The sequence below is a fragment of the Streptomyces sp. NRRL S-455 genome, from assembly GCF_000717875.1.
Lineage (GTDB): Bacteria > Actinomycetota > Actinomycetes > Streptomycetales > Streptomycetaceae > Streptomyces.
The window spans coordinates 47,215-63,379 of the sequence record NZ_JOCT01000020.1; the positions used below are offsets into that span (position 1 = coordinate 47,215).

At 71.1% G+C, this 16,165-nt stretch carries 15 protein-coding genes; 4 read left to right on the forward strand and 11 right to left on the reverse strand.

Annotated features, from left to right (window positions below; translation table 11 throughout):
- Window positions 1-68: 68 nt before the first annotated feature.
- Window positions 69-1,265, reverse strand: coding sequence for a glycoside hydrolase family 64 protein (locus IE97_RS0124870; protein WP_030244693.1), 1,197 nt, complete (start codon window positions 1,263-1,265; stop codon window positions 69-71).
- 369 nt (window positions 1,266-1,634) lie between these two features.
- On the opposite strand from IE97_RS0124870, the gene IE97_RS0124875 reads away from it, so the two are divergent.
- Window positions 1,635-2,534 carry a GNAT family N-acetyltransferase gene (locus IE97_RS0124875; protein ID WP_030244695.1) on the forward strand — a complete coding sequence of 300 codons (900 nt, stop codon included), beginning with the start codon at window positions 1,635-1,637 and terminating at the stop codon, window positions 2,532-2,534.
- On the opposite strand, the gene IE97_RS0124880 is transcribed toward IE97_RS0124875, so the two are convergent.
- Complete coding sequence (locus IE97_RS0124880; protein WP_030244699.1) at window positions 2,509-3,399, reverse strand: Gfo/Idh/MocA family protein; 891 nt, start codon at window positions 3,397-3,399, stop codon at window positions 2,509-2,511. The genes IE97_RS0124875 and IE97_RS0124880 overlap by 26 nt on opposite strands.
- A 682-nt stretch (window positions 3,400-4,081) precedes the next feature.
- On the opposite strand from IE97_RS0124880, the gene helR reads away from it, so the two are divergent.
- The gene (helR, locus tag IE97_RS0124885) at window positions 4,082-6,241 is read left to right on the forward strand and encodes an RNA polymerase recycling motor ATPase HelR (protein WP_030244701.1); all 2,160 of its coding nucleotides are present in this window, start codon (window positions 4,082-4,084) and stop codon (window positions 6,239-6,241) included.
- A gap of 6 nt (window positions 6,242-6,247) precedes the next feature.
- Here the strand turns inward: helR and IE97_RS0124890 are convergent, their stop codons facing one another.
- The 3 genes from IE97_RS0124890 to IE97_RS0124900 are packed head-to-tail and all read right to left on the reverse strand — an operon-like array spanning window position 6,248 to window position 9,594.
- Entirely contained in the window at window positions 6,248-7,117 is an 870-nt protein-coding gene (locus tag IE97_RS0124890) for a sugar phosphate isomerase/epimerase family protein (RefSeq protein ID WP_030244704.1), read from the reverse strand.
- Window positions 7,114-8,133 carry a Gfo/Idh/MocA family oxidoreductase gene (locus tag IE97_RS0124895; protein WP_030244706.1) on the reverse strand — a complete coding sequence of 340 codons (1,020 nt, stop codon included), beginning with the start codon at window positions 8,131-8,133 and terminating at the stop codon, window positions 7,114-7,116. The genes IE97_RS0124890 and IE97_RS0124895 overlap by 4 nt, the downstream gene beginning before the upstream one ends.
- Window positions 8,134-8,154: 21 nt before the next feature.
- A complete protein-coding gene (locus tag IE97_RS0124900; protein ID WP_030244708.1) occupies window positions 8,155-9,594 on the reverse strand; it encodes a sugar porter family MFS transporter in 1,440 nt (479 codons plus the stop codon).
- Window positions 9,595-9,999: 405 nt separating this feature from the next.
- Here IE97_RS0124900 and IE97_RS0124905 point away from each other — a divergent pair, with 405 nt between their 5' ends.
- Window positions 10,000-11,007, forward strand: coding sequence for a LacI family DNA-binding transcriptional regulator (locus IE97_RS0124905; protein WP_030244710.1), 1,008 nt, complete (start codon window positions 10,000-10,002; stop codon window positions 11,005-11,007).
- Between the two features lie 39 nt (window positions 11,008-11,046).
- Here the strand turns inward: IE97_RS0124905 and IE97_RS0124910 are convergent, their stop codons facing one another.
- The 6 genes from IE97_RS0124910 to IE97_RS41640 form a co-directional block, all read right to left on the reverse strand.
- Entirely contained in the window at window positions 11,047-12,051 is a 1,005-nt protein-coding gene (locus tag IE97_RS0124910; protein ID WP_030244713.1) for a sugar ABC transporter substrate-binding protein, read from the reverse strand.
- Between the two features lie 289 nt (window positions 12,052-12,340).
- Window positions 12,341-12,757 carry a VOC family protein gene (locus IE97_RS0124915; RefSeq protein ID WP_030244715.1) on the reverse strand — a complete coding sequence of 139 codons (417 nt, stop codon included), beginning with the start codon at window positions 12,755-12,757 and terminating at the stop codon, window positions 12,341-12,343.
- 100 nt (window positions 12,758-12,857) lie between these two features.
- A complete protein-coding gene (locus IE97_RS0124920; protein ID WP_030244717.1) occupies window positions 12,858-13,088 on the reverse strand; it encodes a hypothetical protein in 231 nt (76 codons plus the stop codon).
- A gap of 262 nt (window positions 13,089-13,350) precedes the next feature.
- Window positions 13,351-13,992 carry a cutinase family protein gene (locus IE97_RS0124925; protein ID WP_030244720.1) on the reverse strand — a complete coding sequence of 214 codons (642 nt, stop codon included), beginning with the start codon at window positions 13,990-13,992 and terminating at the stop codon, window positions 13,351-13,353.
- Window positions 13,993-14,131: 139 nt separating this feature from the next.
- The gene (locus IE97_RS0124930) at window positions 14,132-15,352 is read right to left on the reverse strand and encodes a PucR family transcriptional regulator (protein ID WP_030244722.1); all 1,221 of its coding nucleotides are present in this window, start codon (window positions 15,350-15,352) and stop codon (window positions 14,132-14,134) included.
- 122 nt (window positions 15,353-15,474) lie between these two features.
- Window positions 15,475-15,606, reverse strand: coding sequence for a hypothetical protein (locus IE97_RS41640; RefSeq protein ID WP_420706137.1), 132 nt, complete (start codon window positions 15,604-15,606; stop codon window positions 15,475-15,477).
- Between the two features lie 295 nt (window positions 15,607-15,901).
- Between IE97_RS41640 and IE97_RS0124935 the strand changes: the two genes are divergently transcribed.
- Window positions 15,902-16,153, forward strand: a complete 252-nt coding sequence (locus tag IE97_RS0124935; RefSeq protein WP_030244724.1) for a DUF5133 domain-containing protein — start codon at window positions 15,902-15,904, stop codon at window positions 16,151-16,153.
- The last annotated feature ends 12 nt before the right edge of the window (window positions 16,154-16,165 follow it).

Below are 16,165 nucleotides of genomic sequence, written 5' to 3' on the forward strand. Positions count from 1 at the left end.
ATCACCACGCTGCTACGCCCCACCCGGCGCCGCACGCCGGGCCCGGGCCGCCGGGAATCCCCGCCGGCTCAGAACGGTGTGAGTGTCAGCCGCAGCCCCGTGGGTGCCGGGTCCTGGATGTAGGAGGCGAAGTCGGCCACGTCGTCGAAGGCGAAGCCGTACGCCTTGCCGTCCTGCGTGGCCGCGTGCATGGCCTTGGCGTAGTGGTTGGTGAGGCTCATGCGGTAGAAGGACGCCGGGTCGGTCGTCGGCTGGACGGCGGAGGCCGTCAGCGTCGAGCGGTTGAAACCGGCGCCCAGTACGGCGGCGACCGGTCCCGTCGTGCCGTCGTTGGGAGCCGCGAGGGCACCGTCGCAGAACAGCACGTCCCGGGTCGACGGCCTGTGGAAGGAGACCTCGGCGGGCCCGGTGAAGGAGAACCGCTCGCCGCGCACCCGGCCGGTGAACGTACCGGCGTTGGTGGTCACCTTGAGGTCCCTGCCGGTGTACGTGCTCCACACCTCGTCGATGGAGGGCGCGAAGTAGTCCTTGTCGAAGAGACCGGCGTCCAGGCCGTGGCCGGGGGCGATGATCCGGGTGTCGTCCAGCACGAGCCGCGCGAACTCCGGCACCTGACGCACCGCGGCGAACGCGGCCGCCCTCCCTCCGTCGCGCAACGTGCCCGTCGTCTGGTCCTTCGCGCCGGTCAGCCGGATGCTCAGCGGCACGCTGAACATGTCGACCATGGTGGTGTTGCAGAACATCCCCGCGGAGTTGTACGTGAACTCGGCGCAGTCGTGCAGCACCCCGTAGTTGGGGTCGGACGCCACCCAGCCGGCCGGGTACTGCAGGGCCGGTTTGCCGGCTCCGTCCGTGACGACCTTGAACTTGAGCTTCGCGCCCAGCGCCACGTAGATCCGGCCCGACATGTGGGGCAGGGACAGCCGGGTGTCGCCGCTGCCCGCCAGCGCGATCGCGTAGTCGGTGAAGCCGTCGGGGCCGTTGTCCGACAGGGCCACCGGCGCCAGGGTGCCGTCGGGCTTGAGGCGTACCTGCTGACCGTCCACGTTGCCCACGACGTAGACGTGGACGCTGCCGTTGGCGAAGGAGCCGCTGTTGTTGACGAGCGTCAGGGGGAGGGCGGCCGCTGCTTCCGAGGCGTCCGCGGCCGTCCCGGCGAGGGCGTGGGGGGCCAGGGCGGTGACGGCCGGAGCGGCGATCAGCGCGCCGCCGAGTCCGGCGAGGAGCGTACGGCGGGCAGGAAGGCGTTGGTGACGAGAGGTCATGTGGGGGTCTCCTGGTGTAAACGGACATCTGCTTGAGAGCGCTCTCACGCAGGGGTGTGCCGCGGATGCTACGGACGGGCAGCGCCCCCGCCAACCCGTCCGCCACGTAGAAATCCCTTGCGGACAGCCCCACTTGGGGCGCATGACGGCCGCTTAACCGCCCCTTAAGGGCCACTTGAGCTCAGCAGCGAATTCGATGGACGGCCCACCGGTCGTCCCGTAACGTGTGGCGCGCCACGCCCGAGACCAGCGGAAGGAGGGCAGAGCCGTGCAGTTCACACCGTTCCCGCGCTCCCTCCCCGTTGTCCCGGCGTGTGTCTGCTGACCGACCGGGAGCGCACCGTGCCGCAAGCATCCCGGAGGAACTCCGTGACCGATGTGGTCATCCGCGCGCTCGACGAGAGCGACGCCGGTCTTTTCGACACCCTGCCCGACCCACTGGGCGCCCGCGAGGGCCACTGTCTGACCCGGCACCGCCCCGACTGGAAGAGGGTGGCGCTGCGCGATGGCCGTGTCGTCGCCCGCGGCGCCTGGTGGGGCGGCCCCGACGACGCCGAGCCCGTCAACCTCAACTGGTTCGACGTGGCGGAGGGCGAGGAGGAAGCGGGCGCCGCACTCCTGCGCTCCGCCCCCTGGCAGGTGGAGCTCGAGCTGAACCTGCCCGCCGGATGGCACGACGACCCGGCCCTGCGCAGCGCCGCCGACTCACGCTTCACCGCCGCCCGGAAGGCGGGCTACGACCTCCTGGTGGAACGCCTTCTGTACCGCTGGACTCCCGGCCACGGCCTGCCCGAGCGGCCCGGGCGCCTGCTGTTCCGCGCCGAACCGGACGACGCCGTGTTCTTCGACGCGCTGCGCCGGATCCACTCCGTCACCCTGGACGCGCACGCGCTGAAGGCCATCGAGCAGGGCGGACCCGACCAGGCGGCCCAGGAGGAACTCGACTTCTTCCACTGGTGCCCCTCACCCCGTCAGTGGTGGCAGGTCGCCCACACGCCGCGGGGCGAACCGGTCGGCATCCACATCCCGGCCCACAACCCGTCGGGGCCGTGCATCGGCTTCATCGGGGTCCTGCCCGAGCAGCGAGGCCACGGCTACGCGTACGACCTGCTCGCCGAGTGCACGCACTTCCTGACCGAACGCGGCGCCGAGTTCGTCGCCGCCGCCACGGACCGGGGCAATGTGCCCATGGCCAAGAACTTCGCCAAGGCCGGTTTCCCGGTGGTCAGGGAGCGGCTCAACTTCACGTCTCCGGCCACCCCCGGCTGAGCAGGCCCTGGGCCGCCGTGAGGATCTCCGTGACCCGCAGGCCGAAGGCGGCGTCGCACGCGTGCGGGCGGCCGCCCCGGGCCGCGGCGAGCAGGGCGTCCGCGGCTCGCGTCAGCGCGCGGACCGCTCCCTCGGAGCTCTCCGGCAGGACCGCGACCCCGGCCTCCCCGCGCAGTTCCACGGCGGCCCCGGCCGCGGCGGGCGGTGCCGTCAGGCTCAGGGTGAGAGTGCTCGACGCGCCGCCCGCGTGGTCGAGGACGACATGGGCCGTGTCCCCGGGGCCGTACGCGGCCGCCGTCACGCTCCGCACGTCGCCGAGCACCGGCAGCAGGACGGACAGGGCGTGCGGCCCGACGTCCCACAGGGCGCCCTTCTCCCGCCGCCACGGCGTCGCGAACGGGCTCTCGCTGGTGAACACCGCGCCGAGCCACTGCGCCCGGCCCGTGAACCATCCCGGCACCCCGGCCTGTTCGGTGATCCAGGCCTCCGGCTCCGGCTGGAAGCGGGTCGTGAAGAACACGACCGAGGCGACGCCCGCCTCCTCGACGGCCTCGACGACGGCCCGCCCCTGCTCCACCGTCGGTGCGAGGGGCTTGTCGAGCAGCAGGTGGCACCCGGCCCGGGCGGCACGCGCCGCGAGCCCGGCCTGCACGTCCGGCGGCAGTGCCACGGCGACCGCCTCCACGTCGCCGAACAGTTCGTCGACGTCGTCGTAGGCCCTGACCCCGTGCCGCTCGGCCAGTTCCTTCGCGGCCTCGGGGCGACGGCCCCACACGCCCACGAAGTCCAGCTCCGCATGCCCGCTCAACGCGGGTGCGTGGGCCATCTGCGCCCAGGGTCCGGTGCCGAGCAGTCCTATCCGCATGCCGCCGCCTCTCCACGTGCCGAAACCTGAGCGCGACCGGTTCCGCACCCGCCACTCGGCGTAGAGCGTGCCATACGGCACCGGCCGCCGGGCAGCCCGGACAGCGAGAATTCCTGCCCGTCAGGGACGGACGAGGCCGACGTCCGGGAGAGCGGATCCGGCCTCCGCGTCGGCCGGACCCGGCCTGCGGTACGGCCGCAGGTTCCACGCGCTGACGGCGCACGCGAAGCCGGGCCCGCCTCCTGCTCGGGCTGGGATCCGCCAGGGATCGCCGCCCGGGGGAGGGAAGCGCAGTGTCAGGGTCCGGCCCGCCGGCAGGCAGAGCTCGGCCAGGACCGGCCCACGCGAGCGACGGCACGATGCTGGGCAAGGCGACGGGCCGCGGTGCCGAGCAGTACCGCCGTGTCGTCTTGGACCTGTCCGAGCACATCGGTGAGCGGATCTACGTCGAGGTCGTCGACCGGGCGACGGGAGGCCGGGGCCGTCAACGTGGACGACGTCAGCCTTCCCGTACGGCGGTTGGCGAGGCCCCGCCCACAGCGTCGGAAAAGAAGAGGGCAAGGAGTCCTGTCTCCTTGCCACTTTCAACTTATAGCGCACAGGGGGCCTTGCGGCAAGGCCCCCGTCCTGCCGCAGAATGACCGGCCCAAGCCCCGGACCTGCGGAGATGCGAGTGCCTGACGTGAACCCCCTGACCACCAGCGCGTTCGATCTTCCCGACCGCCTGTCGGCCAAGGCCGACCCGGCGTCGATCGCCCGCGACGAGCGGCACTTCGCTGCCGTCGCCGAGTGTCTGGAGCAGTCGATCGCCGAGCTGTCGGGCCGTCTGGAGGCCGAACGGAAGGCACCCGGCGGCAAGGGACGGCAGGCGATGGACCGGGACGCGGAGATCCACCGGCTGACCTCCCGGCTGCGCGCCCTGCGCCGTTTCGGACTGGACCTGTGCCTCGGGCACATGGTCGGTGCGGACGACTCCGAGCCCGTGTACGTGGGACGGCTCGGTCTCACGGACAGCGAGGGACGCCGACTGCTGGTCGACTGGCGTTCCCCCGCCGCCGAGCCGTTCTTCGGAGCCACCCACGCCGACCCGATGGGCCTGGCGAGCCGCCGCAGATACCGCTGGACCGACGGCCGGATCAGCGACTACTGGGACGAGGTGTTCACCGCGGACGGCTTGGCCGGGCACGCCGCGCTGGACGACCAGTCCGCCTTCATCGCCAGCCTGGGCACCAACCGCTCGCCCCGGATGCGGGACGTGCTCGCCACCATCCAGGCCGACCAGGACGCCATCATCCGCGCCGGTTCCCGCGGCGCCCTCGTCGTCGACGGCGGCCCGGGCACCGGCAAGACCGTCGTCGCCCTGCACCGCTCCGCCTACCTGCTCCACTCCGACCCGCGCCTCGGGCAGCACCGCAGGGGAGGTGTGCTGTTCGTCGGCCCGCACCGGCCCTACCTGTCCTACGTCTCCGACGTCCTGCCCAGCCTCGGCGAGGAGGGCGTTCAGACCTGCGTCCTGCGGGACCTCGTCGACGAAGGGGCCACGGCCTCGGCCGAGACGGATCCGGAGGTGGCCCGCCTGAAGTCGTCCGTCGGCATGGTGAAGGCGATCGAGAAGGCCGTCCGGTTCTACGAGGAACCGCCCACCGAGGCGATGACCGTCACCACCCACTGGTCCGACATCCACCTGAGCGCCGGCGACTGGGCCGTGGCGTTCGACGCGGCGGAGCCCGGTACCCCGCACAACGAGGCCCGCGACCAGATCTGGGAGGAACTGCTCACCATCCTGGAGGACAAGCACGAAGCCGACGTACCGACCGACCTGTTCCGCCGGTCGATGGCGCGGAACCGGGAGCTGCTCACCGTCTTCGACCGGGCGTGGCCGCTGCTCGAGGCGACCGACCTCGTCGGAGACCTGTGGTCGGTTCCCGCGTACCTGCGGATGTGTGCCCCCTGGCTCGGCCGCGACGAGGTCCGCAGGCTCCAGCGCCCGGACGCCCACGCCTGGACCGTGTCCGACCTGCCACTGCTGGACGCGGCACGGCACCGGCTCGGCGACCCGGAGGCGTCCCGGCGCAAGCGGCGGCAGGAGGCCGCCGTCGCCGTCGAACGCGAGCGCATGGGCAGGGTCATCGACGACCTGCTGGCCGCCCACAGCTACGACGACGGTGAAGGCGTGCTCGTCATGCTGCACGGGCAGGACATGCGGAACTCCCTGGTCGACGAGACCGCCCTGCCCACCGCCGACCCGGACCGGCTCGCCGGACCGTTCGCGCACATCGTGGTGGACGAGGCGCAGGAACTGACGGACGCGGAGTGGCAGATGCTGCTGCTGCGCTGCCCGTCCCGCAGCTTCACCATCGTCGGGGACCGTGCCCAGGCGCGGCACGGGTTCACGGAGACCTGGCGGGAACGCCTCGAACGGGTCGGGTTCGACCGGATCGACCTGGCCTCACTGACCATCAACTACCGGACCCCTGAGGAGATCATGGCGGAGGCCGAACCGGTCATCCGCAGCGTGCTCCCGGACGCCAATGTGCCGGCCTCCGTCCGCGCCGGCGGCGTCCCCGTCGTGCACGGATCCGTCGCGGAGCTGGGCACGGTCCTCGACGCCTGGCTGGCCGCGCACGCCGAGGGAATCGCCTGTGTCATCGGCGATCCCACGTTCCGGCCGGTGTCGTCCCGGGTCCGGTCGCTGACTCCGGAACTGTCGAAGGGGCTGGAGTTCGACCTGGTCGTCCTCGTCGACCCGGAGGACTTCGGCACGGGCGTCGAAGGGGGCGTGGACCGCTATGTCGCGATGACCCGGGCGACCCGGCAGCTCGTCATCCTCACCAGCCCCTGACAAGGCCTAGGCGGCGAGCTCCTCGCGGATGCGGTCCAGCATGAACGCCGACGACTCCCGGGCCCGTTCCTCCCAGGCGAAGACGCAGGCCGTGGCGACCCCGTCGAAGCCCAGCTCGCGCAGCGTGCCGAAGAAGGCGTCCCAGTCGACCTCGCCCTGACCGATGTCGAGGTGCTGGTGGATACGGGCCGGCGTGCCCGGCGGGTTGAGGATGTAGCGCAGGCCGGACGAACCCTTGTGGTTGAAGGAGTCCGCGATGTGCACGTGCTGGAGTCTGTCGCCGGCGTAGCGCATCATCGCCGCGATGTCCGCGCCTGCTTCCGAGGCGCCCGAGAGGTGGAAGGAGTGCGGGGCGCAGTACAGGTAGTTCACCCACGGCTTGTTGATCGCGCGGACGAGATCGACGGCCGGGGTGTTCTCCTCGCAGAAGTCGTCCGGGTGCGCCTCCAGGTTCAGCGCGATGCCTTCGCGCTCGAACACCGGCAGCAGTTCCTCCAGCGAGCGCCAGAAGGCCGCCTCGCTCTGCGCCGCGTGCTCGGGCCGACCGTTGAACTCCGAGTTCATCAGCGGGCATTCCAGCTCCACGGTGATCTCGATCATCCGCTTCCAGTAGCGGACCGCTGCCTGCCGTTCCGTCTCGTCCGGCGAGGACCACTTGTACAGCGGCAGTACCGAGGACAACCGGACCCCGTGCCTGGCGAGCGACCGCTTCAGCTCCGCCACCCGCTCGTCGTCCGCACGCGGGTGCAGGAAGAACGGCATGAAGTCCCCGCGCGGCGACAACTCGATGTAGTCGTAGCCCAGTTCGGCGACGGTGCGCACCATCTCGTCGATCGGCAGGGCGCGGAACATGTAGGGGTCGAGGGCGATCTTCACGCGGTGCCTCCGTAGAAGGTGGGGCGGGGCTTCATGTCGACGGTGACGGTCTCGCCGCCGGACTCCAGGGAGCGGACGGCGGCATCGGTGATGACGGTGGCGGCGTAACCGTCCCAGGCGGACGGGCCGGTCGGTCCGGTGCCGGCCGCCACGCCGGCGACCCACTCGCGGAACTCGGTGTCGAAGGCCTCCGCGAACCGGTCCTTCCAGTCCTGCAGCACACCCGTGCCGTGCCGGGCGGCCGTACGGATCCCGACGGCGGCCGGGTCGGGCAGCCGGACCAGGCCGTCCTCACCGACCACCTCGCACTGGATGTCGTAGCCGTACTGGCAGTTGACGAAGACCTCCAGGTCGATCCGGACGCCCTCGGCGGTCTCGAAGACCATGATCTGAGGATCCTTCAGGTGCGCGAACCGCTTGCTCGTGGCGCGCGGGGTGACCACCTGGGCGGAGACGATCTCGTCGTCCAGCAGCCAGCGCAGCACGTCGATCTCGTGCACGGCCGTGTCCTGGGCGGCCATGGGGGAGTGGTACGACTCCGGGACGGTCGGGTTGCGGTGGGCGCAGTGCACGATCAGCGGAGCCCCGAGCGAACCGGTCGACAGCACCTCCCTCATCTGGCGGTAGCCGGCGTCGAAGCGGCGCATGAAGCCGACCTGCACCAGCCGGCGGCCGTGCGCCCGTTCGGCCTCGACGATCCGCAGACAGTCCTCGGCGGTGGTGGCCAGCGGTTTCTCGCAGAACACCGGCTTGCCGGCCGCGATCGCTTTCAGGACGTGCTCGGCGTGGGTCGGCCCCCAGGAGGTGACGAGGACGGCGTCCACGTCCGGGGAGGCGATCACGTCGGCACCCGTGGGCAGCGCGGTCGCACCGGCCCGGGCCGCCACTGCGGCGGCGCGTTCGGCGTCGATGTCGGTCACGGCCGTGACCGTGGCACCGGTGACGACCTCGGTGAGCCGCCGGGTGTGGTCCTGGCCGATCATTCCGGCGCCGATGACGCCTACGCGTACGGTCATGGTGAACTCCTCGAAAGGCGGTCAGGAGAAGCGCGTGCGGAGCTCGGCCTCGAGGGTCTCGAGGGTGCGGCCCTTGGTCTCGGGGACGTACAGCTTCACGAAGGTGAGGGACAGCACGCCCGCCACCACGAACAGGAAGAAGGTGTTGGAGATCCCGATCCCCGACACCAGGGACGGGAAGACCAGCCCGATCACGAAGTTGGTCAGCCACAGCACCACGGCCGCCACCCCCATGCCGAAGCCGCGCATCCGCATCGGGAAGATCTCCGACAGCATCAGCCAGGTCACCGGCGAGATCGCGCCCTGCTGGAAGGCGAGGAACGTGACCGTCATCGCCAGCACCGCGAACGCCCGCGGGTCGCCGGACGGCAGCACCAGGGAGAAGATCCCGATCAGCAACAGGGCGGCGGTCGTACCGATCTGACCGGTCATAAGCATCGGGCGGCGCGGTACGCGGCCCAGCAGCCAGATACCGACGAAGGTGGCCAGCACCGAGATCACACCGTTGGCGATGTTCGCCGTCAGCGCGCTGTCGGCGGCGAAACCGGCGTCGGTGAGGATCTGCGTGCCGTAGTACATGATCGTGTTGACGCCGGTGATCTGCTGCACGATCGCGATGCCGAACCCGACGAACATCAGCTTCCGCACCCACGGCGTGCTCTTGATGTCCTGCCAGCCGCCCAGCTTCTCCTGCTCGTCCTTGACGGCGAGGGCACTGACCTCCTTCAGCTCGGCCTCGGCCCGGGCCCGCGAGCGCACCTGCTTCAGTACTTCGAGGGCCTCACCGAAGCGGCTCCGGGAGGCCAGCCACCGCGGGCTCTCCGGCATCACCAGCATGCCGAACCACAGCACCACGGCCGGCAGCGTGGCGACGACCAGCATCCAGCGCCACACGCCACCGGACTCGCCGCCGACCCGGGCGATGATCGCGTTGGACGTGAACGCCAGCAACTGACCGGTGACGATCATCAGTTCGTTGCGGGTGACGAGGGCACCGCGCCGCTCGGCGGGCGACACCTCCGCGAGGTAGACCGGCACGGTCACCGAGGCGCCACCGACCGCGAGACCGAGCACGAAGCGCGCCACGATCATCACCTCGGTCGTCGGGGCGAGCGTGCAGCCGAGAGCGCCGGCGAAGAACAGCACGGCCAGCAGCAGGATGCTGCGCCGCCTGCCCCGCGCGTCCGACAACCGGCCGCCGGTCACCGCGCCCAGCGCGGCGCCCAGCAGCAGCGAGCTGGTGACCAACCCCTCGGTGACCGGGGTCAGGCCGAGGTCGTCGGTCATGTAGGGCAGGGCGCCGTTGATGACGCCCGTGTCGTAGCCGAAGAGCAGACCACCGAACGTGGCGATGATCGTGATCAGCCGCAGTCGCCGACTGACCGCCACAGGAGCGTCGTCCACGACGGCCGTGGCCGGGGAGGGGGTGGGGGCCGGTGTCGTGTCGTCCCTGACGTCCATGGGCGCTCCTTACCTGTCGAGAGTCGGGCGCCGGGTACCCGAAAGGCCGCAATCGGCCAGGGGATTCGGCACCGGCACCGGGCGTTCGTCCTCGGGGAACCAGACGCCCCGGCAGTCGGGGGCGGAGCCGGGACACAGGTTGCCGACGGTGGTGCGGAGAGGGGAAGGCGCCGTTGCCATGGTGGGTGTCCTTTGAGGGGAGGGACAAGCTCGATGGGCCTGACGCGCTCTACTAGCGCGCTCTAGTTCGAGTACGATGGCCCCTGTCCAAATGTCATGTCAATAGCTTGTTGCCGGGAGATTGCAGCAGCCCTGCGCGGAGGCACGGGACGGGGCGCCCCTTATGGTGGTCGGCGTCGGAGGGTGGGTTCACAGGTGGATGCATCGGGCAGGCAGCGGCCCACGATGGCGGATGTCGCCGAGAAGGCGGGCGTCTCCCGCGCGCTCGTCTCGATCGTCTTCCGCAACCAGGCGGGAGCGAGCCGGGAGACCCGGGAACGGGTCCTGCGGGTGGCCGACGAGATCGGCTACCGGCCCGACAGCGCCGCCCGGCTGCTGGCCCGCGGCCGCAGCCGTACGCTCGGCGTGATGTTCACCGTGCACCAGACCTTCCACACCGACCTCATCACAGCCATCTACCCCGAGGCCGAGCGGCTCGGCTACGACGTGCTGCTCTCCGGGGCCACATCCGGCCGCAGCGAGACGAAGGCGGTCGAGGCGCTGCTCAGCCACCGCTGTGAGGCGGTGATCCTCCTCGGACCGGACGCCGACCCCGCCTACCTGGACGCGCTCGGGCAGCGCACGGTCGCCGTCTCCGTCAGCCGCCGGGTGCCCCAGGCCCGGGTCGACTTCGTGCACACCGCCGAGGGCAAAGGCGTCCGGCAGGCCATGGACCACCTGGTGGAGCTGGGGCACCGCCGGATCGTGCACATCGACGGCGGACGCGGCCCCGGCTCGGCGGAGCGGCGGCGCGCCTACCGTGCGGCGATGCGCCGTCACGGGCTGGAGGCCGAGGCACGGGTGATCCCCGGTCACCACACCGAGGACTCCGGAATCGAGACGGGCCGGATGCTCCTGGCCGAACGCGACGGCGGGCGGCCGTTGCCGACGGCGGTGCTCGCCGGCAACGACCGCTGCGCGATGGGCCTGCTGATGGCCCTCACCCGGGCGGGCGTCGAGGTGCCGCGCGACCTGTCCGTCGTCGGCTACGACGACAGTCACCTCTCCCACCTGATGCCGATCGGCCTGACCACCGTCCGCCAGGACGCGGTCCTCATGGCCGAGCACGCCGTCCGCTTCGCCGTCGAACGGCTGGAGAACGAGGAACTGCAGCCGAGGGAGGCGGTGCTGGGCCCGAAGCTGGTGGTGCGGGGCACCAGCGGTCCGGCCCCGGAGGAACCGGGACAGGCCTGACCCGCTCGCCCGCGCGGCGCCGGGCCGCAGCAGGTCGGGCTAGCGCGTGCCCTTCTTGGCGAACTCGGCGACGGTGTCGACGTTGTCCTTGGTGACGAAGGCCGGTCCGGTGAGCACCGGAGCGGTGCCGCCGCCGCTGACGTTGCCGTTCGTCCGGTACAGCCACAGCGCGTCCACGGAGAGGTAGCCCTGGAGGTAGGGCTGCTGGTCGACGGCGAACTGGATGTCGCCGCCCTGGATGGCGCCGACGAGGTCCCTGTTGAGGTCGAAGGTGGCGACCTCGGCCTTGCTGCCCGCGTCCCTGACCGACTGCACGGCGGTCAGGGCGATCGGGGCGCCGAGCGTGACCACCCGGTCGATGGTCGAGTCCTTCTGCAGCTTGGCGGTCAGGGTCGACTTCACGGAGGGCATGTCGGTGCCGTTGACGTACACGTTCTCCGTGGTGCCCTTGAAGCCCTTCTTCAGGCCGGCGCAGCGCGCCTCCAGCGCGACCTGTCCCTGCTCCTGGATCACGCAGACGGCGTGCTTGGCGCCCTGCTGGTTGAGGCGCTCGCCGAAGGCCTGGCCGGCGATGTTCTCGTCCTGGCCGAAGTACTCGAGCATGCCGAGCTCCTTCCAGTCGTCCAGGCCGGAGTTGAAGCCGACGACGGGTATGCCGGCCGCCTTGGCCTGGGCCACCACCTCCTTCACGGCGTCGGGCTTGGCGGCGGTGAGAGCGATGCCGTCGACCTTCTGGTCGATGGCGTTCTGCACCAGGTTGGCCTGGTTTCCGGCCACGGGGTCGCTGGAGTAGACGAGCTTGATGTTGTCCTTGGCGGCGGCGGCCTGGGCGCCCTTGCGGATCAGGTCCCAGAAGGTGTCGCCGGGCGCCGCGTGGGTCACCATCGCCACGGTCATGCGCGGGGTGGTCGCCTTGCCCCCGGCGGCGTCGGTGCCGCCGCTCTCGGACTTCTTCCCGCCGGAGCCGCTGGAGCAGCCGGCGGCGAGCAGGACGCCGGCGAGGACGGCGGTGGTCAGGGCGGCGGATCTGTGGTGTCTGCGCATGTCGGGTGCACCTCACTGTGCTGGCAAAGAGGCGCTGGCAAAGGGGGGCCGCGTCTCCGGGAAGGTGACTGGAGCGCGGTACTAGCGCGCTCTAGTGGCAGGTACTATGCGGGCGCCCAAGGGGGATGTCAACAGGTTTGTCAGGACGTACCAACAAAACGGAGGCGGCGAGCGCGCGGGAATGTGCGCGGCCCCGGCACGGCGGAGCCGCCCGCACGCGCCGACGGTGAACGGCGGGTGCGGGCGGCTCGGGGTGGAGGGGACCCCGGGGCCGTCTCGGCGGTGACGCTCAGCCCGCCGGACTGCCGATGTTCACCATCCACGGGACGCCGAAGCGGTCCGTGCACATGCCGAACACGTCGCCCCACATCTGCGTCTCCAGCGGCACGGACACCGAGCCCCCCTCGGACAGCTTCTCCCAGTAGCCGCGCAGCTCGGCGTCGTCATCCCCGCTCAGGCTCACGGAGAAGGGCTGGCCGCCCTGCTCGGACTCCATCCCCGGCGGGTTGTCGGCGCCCATCAGGGTGAAGCCGCTGGTGGTCTCCAGCATGCCGTGCATGATCTTGTCGGCGTTCGGGGCGTCCGCCTGGCCGAAGTCGCCGTAGGTGTTGAGGCGCAGGGAACCGCCGAAGACCTCCTGGTAGAACTCCATCGCCTGCCGGGCGTCACCGTTGAAGGTGAGGTACGGGTTGAGACGCGAGACCATGAGAACCTCCGGAAAAAGGGGGGCAGGGGTCATGTGTGCGCAGCGTGACTCCGGGCGCTGACACCGGCTCGCCGGCGCGGACCGCGCTCGGGCGTGCGGCTCATGCCTCGTCGGACGCCCCGTCGTTCCAGTCGTAGGGTCCGCCGCCCTGCCACTCGATCAGCTCGGTGTCGTCGACGGCCGTGTCGGCGGTGGGCAGGCCCTCGCCGTGCAGGAGGTCCAGCACGTCGAACAGGCTGTAGGCGACACCCTTGCGCTCGCCGTGGATGGTCACCAGCCGTCCGCCGTCCGACGCGGGCGGCTCCACGACCACAGGGGGTTGACCGTCCATAGCCCCACCATGCGCCCGAAACCGCCGGTCCGCAGCTTGGCCACGACCAGAAGCGGGACGAGGCCCGGACCGGTCCGCCGGTCCCGCGCCCTGTGCGCCGGTGACGAGCCGCGTCCCGGAAGCTGAGTTCTCATCAGTACCCCCTGAGAACCCTTCCGCCTCCCCCTGGTCACCGACGGCTACCAGCACCTCGACGTGCTGACCGCCGGCACGCCCGGGGCCCGGGAGGTCTCCTCCCGGGCCCCTTCGTGCGCGCCTGCGGTCAGAGCCTGCCGGCGGCGAACGTGGCCGCCGCGTCGGCGTCGTCCCGGTAGCCGAGGTGCGCCCCGGCATCGCCTCCACCGCTCTCGCAGACGGGGTCGCCCTTGGCGCAGATGTCCAGGGTGCGGCTCTGGTAGGTGCCGGTGACGCTCTTGCCGATCGCCCGGATCGGGTTGCCGAACAGCAGCACCGCGGCGACCTTCGGCTCGACCGCGGCGGGCAGCGTCGCCACGATGGGGCTGCCGACCGCCGCGCCCGCGCTGCTGATGCCGATCGAGTTGTCGACGACGTTCGCGCCCTGCGAATAGCCGACGAGAACGAACTTCTGATCCGGGCAGGCGGCGGCCTGGCCCCGCACATGGTTCACGAGGTCCAGGTTGCCCTGTGCCGCGGACGTCGGAGAGAGGTCGGCGGGATAGTTCACCTTGTAGCTGGACAGGCTTTTGCCCGTCGCTTTCTTCTGCAGCGCGGAATACACCGGGTCGCCGACGATGAATCCGAGCCTGCCCGGCTCGAAGGTGCCGCGGGCCGAGACCAGTTCGACGTCCGAGCAGGCCGCGGCGGTGGCCTGGGGAGCCGAGAGGGTGGCAAGTCCGGCCCCGCCGACCAGCGAGAGCGCGGCGAGACACACACGGATACGCATGGGGGATCCTCCGCGGGAGAGGCGCATGTCAGCGCCTGCGAAAAAGGACGGCCCGAACGTATTCGCTGTGTCCCGCCCAGTGTTATGGACGGGATTATGGAATCGCCGCGGTTTTTTGTTGTCAGTTGAGTACCGGAAATCATTCCTGCTGCGTGTGCGGGGACTCCGCGCGCAACGCCAGAATGAGGTCGAGGCGGCTTTCCGGATCGTGCAGGGCGTCGCCGAACAGCTTCTCCAGCTGCCGCAGGCGGTAGCGGACCGTCTGCGGGTGGACGTGCAGCCGCACGGCGACGTCCGGCACGTGGCTGCCGCTGAGCAGCCACGCGAGCAGCGTCTCGGCCAGCCGCTCGCGCTGCCCCGCCGAGACCGCGTCGAGCGGCGCGAGGACCCGCGTCCGGAGCTGTCCGAGCAGTGGCTCGTCGCCGTACAGCAGCAGGGTCGACAGATGGTCGGAGCACCGCACGACGCCCTGCCGGGGCAGGATGCCACGCCCCATCAGCCCGAGCGCCCGGGTGGCGAGACGCAGTGACTGCGCGGCCTCGGTGACCGCGACCGCCGGGCCGATCGCGGCCGGCCGGCCGCGCAGAGCGAGCGTGAACGCCCGGCCGCCGAAGCTCCCGGAGCCGTCCGGGTCGGGCACCAGCATGCGGGGCGGCCGCGACTCCATGTCCACCAGCGCGCCCGCCGCCGCCAGCGGCCGGTCCTCCTCCCGCCGGTCCGGCGTCGCGGCCAGCGCCACCACGGCGACCGTACGGGGCACCGGCCAGCGCGCGCTGTGCGCCAGGTCCTGGACTGCCTCCAGCGCCACCGGGCCGTCCTCCAGGAGCAGGTCGAGCAGCCGCCTGCGGCGCCGCTCCAGCTCGTCCGAGCTGCGCAGCCGGGCCTCCGCGTAGCCGGCCGCGGCCGCCTCGGCGACCTCGTGCACCGTACGGAACGCCAGCTCGCCCAGCGCCGCGACGACCGTGGAGTCAAGCCCGAGCTCCTCCGCCGTATGACCCATCAGCCGCCAGGCGTGCAGCCCGCCGACCCGCAGCGCGGACTGCAACGCGTCCAGGCTGCGGCCCTCAAGGGCCTCGCCGCGCCCGAGTTCGTAGTACGTGGCCGCGATAGCGCGTCCGTCGTCGCGCGGGTCGGCGATGTGGTCGACGAACAGGGTCAGCGCCTGCACCACCCCGGCCCGCAGGTTCCTGCGGTACGCCCCGTCGGCGGGCCGCGCGTAGTCGGGGACCTGACGCCGGACCTCCTCCTCCACGGCGTCGGCGACGGCCGCCAGCTGCGCGCGCAGCAGCTTCGCCAGTTCGGGCGGAACCGGCGGCAGGCCGGGGCGGTCCGGCACTCCGTGCGGGGCGGGCACAGCCATCACGGACACTCCTTTCGACCGGAAGCGGCTCACCCGAGCACCGTTGCCGGTGGGACGAGTGGGAAGTCCCGTGTTGGACGGACGTCCCTTCCGCTCCGTTCCGTGCCCCGACGGCACCCCCGTCACTCCGGCACGCCCAGCGCATGGGCGAGCACCGGCCAGGAGGCGGTGAACTCCCGCTCCCGGTAAGGCCAGTCGTGTCCTCCTCCTGGGTAGAGGTACGTCGTCGCTTCCCCCGGGCCGGATGCTGTCACCTCTGTGCTCACAACCACCTCCGAAGTGGTCCCCGACTATGGCAGTGAGACGGGGAAGCGCCGGGCGGATCGTCGTTCTGTGTGGGGGAGTTGAGTCCTCCGCCGCGGGGTTTCATCCCCGTGTGACAAGACAGCTCCGGTGCCGGGCGCATGGAGCTGCCCGAGTACGTGACCCGACCTGCCCCTTCGTCAGCAGGCGATCATTTCTCGTCAATTCCGCCACTGGTGAGAAAGACATGTGAATGTTTCCGCGTGGTTCGGGCATACGCAGCGAAAACACAGAGAGGGGCGCTACGTGCTCGTACCGGACCGGAAAGCCGTCAGAGAGCTGCTCACGCGGTACGCGTCGCTGAGGATCGCTCAGGCGGAGAGGCACATGCCGACGGCGGCACGCGAGCTGGAGGACGTCAGCTACACGCTGTGCGTGATGATGGGAACATCCGCCATCCATGAGGCGATCGCCAAGGCGGACGCGCTGTTGCTCACGAAGAGGGCCCCGGAGGGGGCGGACGCGGACGGGGAGAACGGTCTGACGTTGGTGGGCTGACATCGCAAGAGC

Excerpts from the sequence above, each read along its gene's own strand:
- IE97_RS0124915 (WP_030244715.1), bottom strand. The coding sequence starts at position 12,757 with ATGGTCTCGCGTCTCAACCCGTACCTCACCTTCAACGGTGACGCCCGG.
- IE97_RS0124895 (WP_030244706.1), bottom strand. The coding sequence starts at position 8,133 with ATGACCGTACGCGTAGGCGTCATCGGCGCCGGAATGATCGGCCAGGAC.
- IE97_RS0124930 (WP_030244722.1), bottom strand. The coding sequence starts at position 15,352 with ATGGCTGTGCCCGCCCCGCACGGAGTGCCGGACCGCCCCGGCCTGCCG.
- IE97_RS0124870 (WP_030244693.1), bottom strand. The coding sequence starts at position 1,265 with ATGACCTCTCGTCACCAACGCCTTCCTGCCCGCCGTACGCTCCTCGCC.
- IE97_RS0124900 (WP_030244708.1), bottom strand. The coding sequence starts at position 9,594 with ATGGACGTCAGGGACGACACGACACCGGCCCCCACCCCCTCCCCGGCC.
- IE97_RS0124920 (WP_030244717.1), bottom strand. The coding sequence starts at position 13,088 with ATGGACGGTCAACCCCCTGTGGTCGTGGAGCCGCCCGCGTCGGACGGC.
- IE97_RS0124880 (WP_030244699.1), bottom strand. The coding sequence starts at position 3,399 with ATGCGGATAGGACTGCTCGGCACCGGACCCTGGGCGCAGATGGCCCAC.
- IE97_RS0124910 (WP_030244713.1), bottom strand. The coding sequence starts at position 12,051 with ATGCGCAGACACCACAGATCCGCCGCCCTGACCACCGCCGTCCTCGCC.
- IE97_RS0124905 (WP_030244710.1), top strand. The coding sequence starts at position 10,000 with ATGGCGGATGTCGCCGAGAAGGCGGGCGTCTCCCGCGCGCTCGTCTCG.
- IE97_RS0124925 (WP_030244720.1), bottom strand. The coding sequence starts at position 13,992 with ATGCGTATCCGTGTGTGTCTCGCCGCGCTCTCGCTGGTCGGCGGGGCC.